At 33.9% G+C, this 12,248-nt stretch carries 11 protein-coding genes; all 11 read right to left on the reverse strand.

Annotation, left to right across the window (positions count from 1 at the left end; translation table 11 throughout):
- Nucleotides 1-9 precede the first annotated feature (9 nt).
- Nucleotides 10-867: an ATP phosphoribosyltransferase gene (hisG, locus tag Q0800_RS07480; RefSeq protein WP_299128676.1), complete on the reverse strand. Its 858-nt coding sequence runs from the start codon at nt 865-867 to the stop codon at nt 10-12.
- A gap of 244 nt (nt 868-1,111) precedes the next feature.
- A complete protein-coding gene (locus tag Q0800_RS07485) occupies nt 1,112-1,927 on the reverse strand; it encodes a prohibitin family protein (protein ID WP_299128677.1) in 816 nt (271 codons plus the stop codon).
- A 10-nt stretch (nt 1,928-1,937) separates the two neighbouring features.
- Nucleotides 1,938-3,971, reverse strand: coding sequence for a VWA domain-containing protein (locus Q0800_RS07490; protein WP_299128678.1), 2,034 nt, complete (start codon nt 3,969-3,971; stop codon nt 1,938-1,940).
- Nucleotides 3,972-4,005: 34 nt separating this feature from the next.
- The gene (gene fabG, locus Q0800_RS07495) at nt 4,006-4,752 is read right to left on the reverse strand and encodes a 3-oxoacyl-[acyl-carrier-protein] reductase (RefSeq protein WP_299128679.1); all 747 of its coding nucleotides are present in this window, start codon (nt 4,750-4,752) and stop codon (nt 4,006-4,008) included.
- A gap of 198 nt (nt 4,753-4,950) precedes the next feature.
- Entirely contained in the window at nt 4,951-5,823 is an 873-nt protein-coding gene (sucD, locus tag Q0800_RS07500; RefSeq protein WP_299128680.1) for a succinate--CoA ligase subunit alpha, read from the reverse strand.
- Nucleotides 5,824-5,997: 174 nt separating this feature from the next.
- Nucleotides 5,998-6,933 carry a UDP-3-O-(3-hydroxymyristoyl)glucosamine N-acyltransferase gene (locus Q0800_RS07505; RefSeq protein ID WP_299128681.1) on the reverse strand — a complete coding sequence of 312 codons (936 nt, stop codon included), beginning with the start codon at nt 6,931-6,933 and terminating at the stop codon, nt 5,998-6,000.
- Between the two features lie 66 nt (nt 6,934-6,999).
- Nucleotides 7,000-7,566, reverse strand: coding sequence for an elongation factor P (gene efp / locus Q0800_RS07510; RefSeq protein ID WP_299128682.1), 567 nt, complete (start codon nt 7,564-7,566; stop codon nt 7,000-7,002).
- A gap of 54 nt (nt 7,567-7,620) precedes the next feature.
- Nucleotides 7,621-8,406, reverse strand: coding sequence for an acyl-ACP--UDP-N-acetylglucosamine O-acyltransferase (gene lpxA / locus Q0800_RS07515; RefSeq protein ID WP_299128683.1), 786 nt, complete (start codon nt 8,404-8,406; stop codon nt 7,621-7,623).
- Nucleotides 8,407-8,409: 3 nt separating this feature from the next.
- Complete coding sequence (locus Q0800_RS07520) at nt 8,410-9,816, reverse strand: bifunctional UDP-3-O-[3-hydroxymyristoyl] N-acetylglucosamine deacetylase/3-hydroxyacyl-ACP dehydratase (protein ID WP_299128684.1); 1,407 nt, start codon at nt 9,814-9,816, stop codon at nt 8,410-8,412.
- Entirely contained in the window at nt 9,803-10,831 is a 1,029-nt protein-coding gene (gene lpxD, locus Q0800_RS07525) for a UDP-3-O-(3-hydroxymyristoyl)glucosamine N-acyltransferase (RefSeq protein ID WP_299128685.1), read from the reverse strand. Before lpxD ends, Q0800_RS07520 begins: the two co-directional genes overlap by 14 nt.
- Nucleotides 10,832-10,988: 157 nt before the next feature.
- Nucleotides 10,989-12,230 (reverse strand): HD domain-containing protein, encoded by a 1,242-nt coding sequence (locus Q0800_RS07530; protein WP_299128686.1) that lies wholly within the window; start codon nt 12,228-12,230, stop codon nt 10,989-10,991.
- Nucleotides 12,231-12,248 lie beyond the last annotated feature (18 nt).

The raw sequence follows: 12,248 nt of genomic DNA on the forward strand, positions 1-12,248 counted from the left end.
CATAACAGGTTAAAGTACCATGTTCTCTATAGGGCAAACTAAAATCCCTTCCGCACCATTAGCCTTTAGTTCATCAATAATTTCCCAGAATTCGCCTTTATTAATTACCGTATGCACACTACTCCATCCTTCTGTTGCTAAAGGCAAAACTGTTGGGCTTTTCATACCTGGTAATACATTAATGATATCATTAAGTTTATTATTTGGGGCATTAAGTAATACATACTTATTCTTGCGACCTCTAAGTACAGATTTAAGACGGAATTGTATTTTATCTATAATAGCCTGATTTGCTTCTGATATTTTTGGAGATGTAGCTAACACAGCCTCAGACTTTAAAAGCACTTCAATTTCTTTTAATCCGTTTTTAAATAAGGTGCTACCACTAGAAACAATATCACAAATACCTTCTGCAAGACCTATGTTTGGCGCAATCTCAACTGAGCCATTAATAATATGAAGATTTGCATTTACACCATGTTTTTTAAGAAATAGATTAACCGTATTAGGGTATGATGTTGCTATACGCTTTCCTTCTAAATCCTTTAAAGATGTAGCATCAGAAGATTTAGGAACCGCCATAGATACACGGCATTTAGAAAACCCTAATTTTTCTACAATGGTGATATCATTTCCTTTTTCAATAAGCACATTTTCACCAATAATTGCAGCATCTACAACACCGTCTTTAAGGTATTGTGGGATGTCACCATTTCTTAAATAAAATACTTCTAGAGGGAAATTACTTGCTGAAGCCTTTAATTGATCCTTTCCGTTGTCTATTGAAATACCAATTTCTTTAAGGATTTTAAGAGAATCTTCATTTAATCTACCTGACTTCTGTACTGCAATTTTTAGTTTTTCCATATCATTTTCCGAGTAAGCGGAAATCTTTTGTTTTGATTAGTTTGAAAACACCATCAGTTTTAAATAAAAAACCCATTTGATGCTCTCAAACGGGTTATACTATATGTTGAAATTAATCATTACATCTTCACCTCGCTTGAGCGATTAATAGGAGATGGTGATGTAAGTGATTACTATTCATATCTTTTTTGATACACAAAGTTTTCTAAAAAAAAATTAGAATTCCAAGTGATTAACAAATATTTTATTGATTCCCTAAAATTATTGGCATGCCGCTTTCACCAGAACCAATTATAACCACCTTGCTGTTTGGTGATTCCGCTAATTTATTAGTAGCTTCTATACCCTTATCCTGTAAAATTTTATCTGTTAACGACGCGCTCAAAATACGGTTAGCATCAGCCTTACCTTGTGCTTCAATACGTTGTTTGTCTGCTTCTTTAGCTGCAGTAACTAATCTAAACTCGTACTCTAAGGATTCTTGCTCTTGTTTTAATTTTCGCTCAATAGCATCTTTAATTGTAGGTGGTAACGTAACGTCTCTCACTAACACTTCATTTAATTGTACGTATTGCTTATCAAGTATTTTCTTGGTTTCTTCATAGATTTCAACCTGAATAGCATCACGCTTTGTTGAATATAAATCATCTGGTGTGTAGCGTCCAATTACACTTCGTGCCGCACTACGAATTGCTGGCTGAATTACACGTTGCAAATAACTTTCTCCTAAAGTTTGGTGTAAATTACCAAGCTTGTTTTGAACCGGCTGATACCATGCTGAAGCATCAATTTGAATCTCAAGACCGTTAGATGATAGTACTTTCATTTTTTCAAAAAGTTCTTGCTGCCTAACCTCATATACATAAACTTTATTCCATGGCGCAACAATATGAAAACCCTCTCCCAAAGGGGGCTCATCTGTTACAACTCCACCTCCAAATGTTTTATATAGCACACCAGCTTCACCAGATCCTATGGTTATAGCAGATTTAGCAATTATTACGATGGTAAGTATGATTCCTAATAAAATTGGTAAACCAACTTTTGGTAATTTCTCCATGTTTTTGTTTTTAAATTAAACCGTTATATTTTCTGATAAACCACTCCGCAAAAAGGCTTAATACAATTATACCAAGTAGATATTTCCAGTCTATCAAAGGTACAATATTTTTGGTGGTTTTTTGAATGGTTGCGTAGCGATTATCGTTAAGTAAATCCTTAATCAATACATTTGTCTCTGTACTAAAGTAATTTTTCCCAGAACTCTGATTAGCCAACATTTTTAGTTTATTGATATCTGCATTTAAAAACTGTTGCTCTACATTATATTCTAAAACCTCAAAACTACCTGAGGCAGAAACTGACTCTGAATTGTGTTTTATTGTAAAGTCATATAAACCCGAAGGTATTCCGCTTAAATCTACGCGGTAATTTCCATTACTAAGTAACAATGGCACTTGCCTAACGCTATCATCAGCGTTGTGTTTTAACACTATAGTTAACGCTGCTGAATTATCAAACTCAAAACTCTTATTAAAATACTGAGCGGAAATAACAACATCATCATTACCATTGTAAAATGACTTATAATCAATATTAATACGATTTCGTTTTTTATTAGAACTTAGATACTGAACGAGTTTTCCTATGAAATTATCAAAATCATTAAAGCTTTCGGTTTCTAAATAGGTTTGTGCACGCCACCTCCAAATGCCTTCACCGTTTAATAATGCGTGTTTTGCAGCGCTATCCTCAAATGTAGTAAGTAATGGCTGGCCTGTATCTATACCATTAACCGTTTTAGTAAGTATATCGTCATTAGGTACTAAAAACTGAATATTTCCAAACTCTGATTGTAAAGGTGGATAATCTTCAAAATTGAGATTATCTATAATAAAAGTGTTGTAATTTCTATTTAAAGTGGGCTGAAAATCTTCGGATTGATTGGTTATAGTTTGCTTAAAATACGATTGCGAATTGTTGAGTAAATTCCAGTTGGTTGTATTGCCTGTTATAGTAAAAGAATTAAGATTTTGTGAAGCAATTGATTTTAAAATAGTACTAAAGTTATTATTAGGCTGATATAAAATAACTAATTGAAAATCATTTATTTTAGCTAAATATTCTTTTGGATTTAATATAGAAACACTTCGCTGTTCGTTACTTTCAATAGCCTTTTTCAAAGCTCCTAAATCTGGATGTAAACGTTCTGAAACTAAAGCTATATTTGTCTTTTGATCTATAACTTCTACACCAAAATTCTGAACGTTATTGACTTCGTTTTTTTCGTTATTCAGCGCTGTTAACTCAACACGGTAGGTTTTTACGCCTACGTTATTTGCTGTTAAAGTTGTTGAAATAATTTCTGATGTTTTATCAGCACTAAATTGAAGTGGTTTTCTAAAGACTACTGTCTTACCAGACCATATTTTAAGTTCGGTTTTAACAGATGCTTTACCACTGTAATTGGCAATAATTTCTACAGGAAATCTGTTTTTTAAAAACACATAGCGATTAACGTTAAGTTGCTTAATGCTTAAGTCTGAATATACTGTAGAATCACCAAGAATAATTGGGTAAATAGATTGCTTTACTGATTTTGAGATATAACCATAATCTGCACCATAGGTTTGGTTACCGTCACTTAAAAGTAGTATTGGCGCTGTTTGATTTGTATATCCTTCTCCAAATTGCTTTAACGCTTTTGAAATATTAGATTGCCGCTCAGAAAAATCAAGGCTATCTATAGCATTTACGGACTTCCCAAAACTATAAGCTTCAACATTAAAGCGTTTGTTAAGCGCTGCATTGGTTTTAATTCTTTTTAATACATCTTTAGCATTTTCTTCTTGATTAAGATATTTTATGGATTCTGAGTTGTCTAAAGCAACAACTAATGTTGGCTTTTCATCGTAATAGGTTTTAGACTCAAACTTAGGATTGACAAGTAATAGCAGTATACCAAAAACAGAAATAAATCTAAGTGCCGAGAGCGTATATCTAAGGCGAGATGAAACTTTCGATTTATACAAATACTGAAACAGCGCTAATAAAAGCGCTGCAATGCCAGCAATAATAATATATAAAATCGTTTCGTTTTGCATTAATTACTCTTTGCTTTGTGTAAGCAATAGCAAATTAGGTTAACATCCCTCCATCTACATTCAATGTTTGCCCTGTTACGTAAGCACTTAAGTCACTCGCTAAAAAGACACATGCATTAGCCACATCTCCTGGCGACCCACCTCTTTTTAAAGGAATTCCTGCTCTCCAGCTTTTTACAGTTACTTCATCTAGCTTAGCTGTCATCTCTGTTTCTATAAAACCAGGCGCAATAACATTACTCCTTATGTTTCGAGAGCCTAATTCTAAAGCTACGGATTTAGAAAACCCAATAATACCTGCTTTAGATGCTGCATAATTAGTTTGACCTGCATTTCCTTTTACACCCACAACAGAACTCATATTAATGATAGAGCCTTTGCGTTGTTTAAGCATAGTACGCTGAACTGCTTTGGTCATATTAAACACGGATTTTAAGTTGACTTCAATAACTTTATCAAAGTCGTCTTCACCCATTCTCATCAGCAAGTTATCCTTTGTAATCCCTGCATTATTAATAAGAATATCTATGGAGCCAAAGGCAGCTAATACATCTTCTGCCAATTTTTGAGCTTCATCAAAACTAGCAGCATTACTTTGGTAACCAATGGCCTTAATGCCTTTAGCATTTAAGTCGTTTTCTAAAGCTTTTGCTGCATCTACAGAGGAACTGTACGTAAATGCAACGTTAGCACCATGGTCTGCAAAAACTTCTGCAATTCCTTTTCCAATTCCACGACTAGCACCAGTAATTATGGCTGTTTTTCCTTCTAATAATTTCATGATTTATAATAGTTAGTTAGAATAGTTATTGATATCAAATATACAACGACAAGTTACGACGACATAAAAAAACCTCACAAGATTTTGTAAGGTTTTTAACAGTTTTTACCCAACCTAATTGGGTATCTTATACTTTTATAATTAAGTATGAGACACTTCGACTGCACTCAGTGTGACACATTACCTATCTATAATAAATTAGCCAAGTACTTCAGCGACTTTCTTTCCTATTTCAGCAGGTGAATTTACAACATGAATACCACATGAGCTCATAATTTTCTTTTTTGCTTGTGCAGTATCGTCACTACCTCCAACAATTGCACCAGCATGTCCCATCGTACGACCTGCAGGCGCAGTTTCGCCAGCAATAAAACCTACTATTGGTTTTTTACTTCCACTTGCTTTGTACCAATTAGCAGCATCAGCCTCTAATTGCCCACCTATTTCGCCAATCATTACAACAGCTTCTGTTTCTGGGTCATTTATTAAAAGTTCTACAGCTTCTTTAGTCGTTGTACCGATAATAGGATCTCCACCAATACCTATAGCTGTTGTAATACCTAAACCTTGTTTTACAACTTGGTCTGCAGCCTCATAAGTTAATGTACCGGATTTTGAAACAATACCTACTTTACCAGATTTAAATACAAATCCTGGCATAATACCAACCTTAGCTTCACCTGGCGTAATAACACCTGGGCAGTTAGGACCAACGAGGCGGCAATCTCTATTTTTTATGTAATCAGCAGCTTTAATCATATCTGCTACAGGAATGCCTTCTGTAATGGTAATAATCACGTTTATACCTGCATCAGCAGCTTCCATTATAGCATCTGCAGCAAATGCTGGTGGCACAAAAATTATTGTGGTATCAGCACCAACCTTTTCAACAGCTTCAGAAACTGTATTAAAAACTGGTTTATCTAAATGGGTCTGACCTCCTTTACCTGGCGTAACACCTCCAACAACATTGGTACCATATTCAATCATTTGACTTGCGTGAAAGGTACCCTCACTACCAGTAAAACCTTGTACTATAATTTTAGAATCTTTATTAACTAAAACGCTCATTATATATTTGTGTTTTTAAGTTTGTTGCAATTTTTTGTTGTGCAAAAATAATAGTTTTGAAACGGATTTACGTGTTCTTTTTAGAATTTTATTTTTGTGCAATAGCATCTATACGTCTTTTATGATCATCTGCTAGTTGACCTATTTTAAAGCCTGTGATGTACGCTCTAAAACCTAAAAATTCTTAAGTTTCTTAAGGATTTCTGGTATTTTTTTAACGTAAGCTCTATCCTTAAAAAAAGCTCTCGCTTCTTGTGCTGGTGAACCAAAGTAAGTTTTTCCTTCTTCCGTAGTATGACCTAGACCAGATTGTGCAAATAATACAGTACCTTTTTTAATGGTAATACCGCTTTTTACTCCAACCTGTCCCCAAATTGTAACATTTTCTTCTACTACAACACAGCCAGCAATTGCAGTGTGTGATGCAATTAAGCATTTTTCACCTAATACCGTATCGTGCCCTATTTGTATGTGGTTATCTAATTTAGAACCTTTACCTATTGTAGTATCTCCCGTAACTCCTCTATCTATTGCGCATAATGCACCTATATCAACATCATCTTCAATAATGACTCGACCACCAGAGAGTAATTGATCATAACCTTCTGGTCTATTCTTATAATAAAATGCGCTAGCTCCTAATATGCTTCCGGCATGTATTGCAACATTATCACCTATAATTGTATCGTCATATATGCTAACATTAGAATGAACTATACAATTTTTTCCAATGGTAACATTATTACCAATAAAACAATTGGGTTGAATTACCGTACCTTCACCAATCTTTGCATTAGAAGCAATAGATACATTTGAAGATTTAAAAGGTTTAAAATGACGTGTTAGTTTATTAAAATCTCTAAAAGGATCATCAGAAATTAATAGAGCCTTTCCTTCTGGGCAGTCTACCTCTTTATTTATAAGTACAATGGTGGCTGCAGATGCTAAAGCTTTATCGTAATACTTTGGATGATCCACAAACACAACATCTCCAGGTTCTACAACATGAATTTCATTGATACCTAAAACAGGGAAGTTATCGGCACCTATATATTTGCAATCTATTAGATTTGCAATTTCTTGTAAAGCGTATTGACGTGTAAATTTCATTATTCAGTTATCAGTTTTTAGCTTCAGTTTACATTCTGCTTACTGAAAATTGCAACTGAGGATTATTTATTCTTTAATACGTTCTTTGTATGTCCCTTTATCTGTTTCAATTTTAATTTTATCACCTTCATTAATAAATAAAGGGACGTTTACCGTTGCACCAGTCTCTACAGTAGCAGGTTTTGTGGCGTTTGTAGCCGTATTGCCTTTTACTCCAGGCTCAGTGTGAGTTACTTCTAAAATAACACTTGCTGGCATATCTACAGATAAAGGCGAATCATCTTCTGTGTTAATTAATACCGTTACAACTTCTCCCTCTTTCATTAAATCTGGCGCATCTAAAACAGATTTTTGTAATTGAATTTGAGAATAATCTGAAGTGTTCATAAAATGATAGGTGTCACCATCATTATATAGATATTGAAACTTATGGGTTTCTACACGTACCTCTTCAATTTTATGACCTGCAGAAAATGTGTTATCTATGACTTTACCTGTTGTAACACTCTTTAGTTTGGTTCTTACAAATGCAGGACCTTTACCTGGTTTTACGTGTAAAAATTCGATAATTTTAAATATATCATGATTATATCTTATGCATAATCCGTTTCTAATATCTGATGTACTTGCCATAGTGTTGTTTGTTCTTGTATTTAGTTACTTCTTAAGATTCCTCGTAAGTAAAGATTAATTTGATTTAAAATACCCTTTCATGATTCCACGATGCGAATTCTTAATAAATTGAAGAATTTCATCGCGCTCTGGTGTTGCTTCCATTTCTGCTTCTATGATTTCAGCAGCTTGGGTATTATTATAATTTTTTTGATATAATATGCGGTAGATGTTTTGTATCTCTCTTATTTTTTCGGTAGTGTAACCTCTACGCCTTAAGCCTACGGAATTTATACCAACATAAGATAAAGGCTCTCTTGCCGCTTTTACATAAGGCGGAACGTCTTTTCTTACTAATGAGCCACCAGTAACAAAAGCATGATTACCTACAGATGCAAACTGATGCACGGCAACCATACCAGCCAATACCACATTATCGCCTATCGTAACATGGCCTGCTAAGGTTGTATTATTAGAGAAAATGCAATAATCTCCAACAAGACAATCGTGAGCAATATGACTGTATGCCATTATTAAGCAATGTTCACCTATAACGGTCTTCATCTTATCTGTGGTACCTCTATTAATGGTAACACATTCTCTAATGGTTACATTGTTTCCTATTTCTACTGTAGTATCTTCATCGTTATACTTTAAATCTTGAGGAATAGCAGAAATAACAGCGCCAGGAAAAATATTACAGTTCTTACCGATGCGAGCACCTTCCATAATGGTAACGTTACTTCCTATCCATGTACCTTCTCCAATCTTTACATTATTATGTATTGTTGTAAAAGGCTCTATAACAACATTCTTTGCAATCTTTGCACCTGGGTGTACGTAAGCTAAGGGTTGGTTCATACTTTATTTAACTTTTGAAATTTGCGCCATAAGTTCGGCTTCTGCACATAATTTTCCATTTGCATAAGCATAACCTTGCATATGACAAATACCACGTCTTATTGGCGTTATTAATGAACACTTAAATATTAAGGTATCGCCAGGCATTACTTTTTGTTTAAATTTTACGTTATCCATTTTCATGAAGAATGTGAGGTAATTTTCGGGATCTGGCACTGTGCTTAGCACAAGGATTCCGCCTGTTTGCGCCATAGCCTCAACTATTAAAACACCAGGCATTACTGGTTGCCCTGGGAAATGTCCTTTAAAGAATTCTTCGTTCATGGTAACGTTTTTCATACCTATGACATGACTGTCTGAAAGCTCATAAACTTTATCTAATAACAAAAATGGCTGTCTGTGTGGCAGCATATTCATGATTTGATTAACATCCATTAGCGGTGTAGCGTTCAAATCTATTTGTGGTACATTATTACGTCTTTCGTTCTTAATAATCTTAGACATTTTTTTTGCAAACTGCGTATTTACAAAATGCCCTGGTTTATTAGCAATAACTTTACCTCTAATACGTGTGCCTATTAATGCCAAATCACCCACTACATCTAATAGTTTATGACGTGCAGCTTCATTGGGATGATGCAAGGTTAAGTTATCTAATATGCCATTAGGTTTTACAGCGATACTCTCTTTATTAAAAGCTACTCTTAGCTTTTCCATAGTTTCTGAAGACAATTCTTTATCTACATAGACTATGGCATTGTTAAGGTCTCCACCTTTTATTAAACCATTTTCAAGAAGCATCTCAATTTCATGCAAAAAACTAAATGTTCTGGCATCTGCAATTTCGGATTTAAATTCTGAAACTGAATTCATAGTTGCATTTTGTGTACCAAGTACTTTGGTTCCAAAATCGACCATTGTAGTCACCTTATAACTGTTAGACGGCATCAAAATGATTTCGCTTCCTGTTGATTCATCTGTATAAGACACTACATCTTTTACCACATACTCTTCCCTAACAGCATCTTGCTCTACAATACCTGCTTTTTCTATAGCTTCTACAAAAAACTTTGAAGATCCATCCATAATTGGTGGTTCTGAAGCGTTTAGTTCTATTATAGCATTGTCAATATCTAGACCAATTAATGCCGCCAAAACATGTTCGCAAGTTTGAATGGTAACACCATTTCTCTCCAAGCATGTACCGCGTTGCGTATTGGTAACATAATTGGCATCTGCTTCGATTTTTGGACTTCCTTCTAAATCGATACGTTCAAATAAAAAGCCGGAATTTTCAGCACCAGGTTTAAATACTAATGCAACATCAGCACCAGTATGTAGACCAACACCTTTTAATGTTACCTCTTTTTCAATGGTCTTTTGTTTTATTTCTGTCTTAACTATTGCCATTTACTTTCTTTTCTATTTCATTTATATTTTTAACAATCTTCGGCAGATTTTTAAAGTACACATAAGACTTATTGTAATCTCCGTAAGTTAAGGCTGGTGAGCCTTGTAATACTTCATTATCCTTAACGTGTCTGCCAATACCAGATTGTGCTTGTACTTTAACGTTATTCCCAATTGTTAAGTGACCAGCTACACCAACTTGTCCACCAATTTGGCAATTTTCACCAATCTTAGTTGATCCAGCAATACCTGTTTGTGCTGCTATTACTGTGTTTTTCCCAATTTCCACATTGTGTGCAATCTGTATTTGGTTATCGAGCTTTACACCTCTTCTTATGATTGTAGATCCTAGCGTTGCTCTATCTATGGTAGTACCAGCACCAATGTCTACAAAATCTTCTAAAATTACATTTCCGATTTGAGGTACCTTAGCATATTCACCTTTTTCATTGGGTGCAAACCCAAATCCATCAGCACCGATTATTGCTCCAGAGTTTATAACACAATTATGCCCAATAATACAGTCTGAATATACTTTACCTCCTGAAAACACAATACTATTATCACCAATGCTTACATTATCTCCAATATATGAGTTTGGAAAAATCTTTACATTATCTCCTATTGTTACATTATCACCTATATATGCAAATGCACCTATATATATATTATTGCCAAGTTTAGCAGAATCTGATATAAAATGAGGTTGCTCTACACCGGTTTTATTAAGCTTTATTTGATTATAATATTCTAATAGTTTCGTAAAGGCACTATAAGCATTATTAACCTTAATTAAGGTAGTAGTTAAATCTTCCTCTGGTTCAAAATCAGAATTAACTATGGTGATTGATGCTTTTGTAGTATAGATATAAGCCTTGTATTTAGGGTTGGCTAAAAAAGTTAGTGAACCTTTAGTGCCTTCTTCTATTTTAGCCAGTTTAGATACTTCTGTATTTGGATCACCAACAATACTACCTTCTAAAATACCTGCAATCTGTTGTGCTGTAAATTTCATGAGTTTTACTTATTGGTTTTAATTATACATTGACCAAAAGTTATGCAGACACTGAATGTTCTTAACAATAGACTTTTACAGATTATATATTTTATGTGAGACTGCTTCAATTATGTCGTTTTAAAGTTGGTGGTTTCCGCAAAAATAGAAAAAATAATCACATTTTCTTTTTAGGATAACACATATAATATTTAGTAACAGGTTTACTTAAGGCTTTTAGATTTAACTGATCCGAAACTTTAACGATATCCTTAATTTTACCAGATTTTAATAGAATCTTTATCCGATGTATTTTATTTTGATAAGCAATATTGGTAATTTCATCTGTAAATACAAAATAATCCGCTTCAGCTTTAGAAATATTATAAGCATCCATTAGTGCGTTAGAATGCATAATAAGCTCAGACGTTTTAATTGGTTTATTTTTAATTTTAATCTTTAGAAGATCTCTATTAATAATCATTGTACAGAGATTTTTTAATACAAAATCATCATGAAATTGCCATTCCTTCATTGCAGCAACGATGTCATAATCATCTAGTTTGGCAAATACTTCTAGCGTTTCAGATATAAAATTAGCACTATTAATTTCAGAATTTAAAAAATAAGCTAAAGGTGGGGTACAGCTGAGCTTAACGCCTTTTTCAGTAAGTACTTTTGCTCTTTTTAAAATTCGTGTTAATAGCTGCTCTGCTACTAACCCTGTTTTATGCAAATAAACTTGCCAATACATAAAGCGTCTGGCCACCAAAAATTTTTCGACACTATAAATACCTTTTTCTTCAACAACTAACTCATCGTTAACTACGTTAAGCATGGTTATTAAACGTTCACTATTAATATTACCCTCAGCAACTCCTGTGTAAAAACTATCGCGCTTTAAATAATCTGCTCGGTCCATATCTAATTGACTAGATATGAGCTGGCACATAAATTTTCGAGAATATTCTCCCTTAAATATAGCTATAGCTAACGTTAAACTTCCGTTAAACTCGGCATTAAGATTCTCCATAAAACGCAATGAAATATCTTCGTGAGAAATATCATTTACTATGCTATGCTCCATGGCATGAGAAAAAGGACCATGACCTATATCGTGTAAAAGAATAGAAATAAGCAATCCGTTTTCTTCGTCATTAGAAATCGTAACACCTTTAAAACGAAGTACATTGATCGCTTTTTGCATTAAATGCATGCTTCCTAAAGCATGATGAAAGCGTGTATGATGCGCACCAGGATATACTAAATACGATAAGCCCATTTGACTTATACGTCGTAAACGCTGAAAGTATTTGTGCTGAATGAGATCAAAAATTAACGAATTAGGAATCGTAATAAATCCGTAAATTGGATCGTTAAATATTTTGAGTTTATTGTTAGACTTCAAACTAAAATTCATTAATTAGAAAACAAATAT

It is taken from the genome of uncultured Winogradskyella sp., from assembly GCF_937958655.1.
GTDB lineage: Bacteria > Bacteroidota > Bacteroidia > Flavobacteriales > Flavobacteriaceae > Winogradskyella.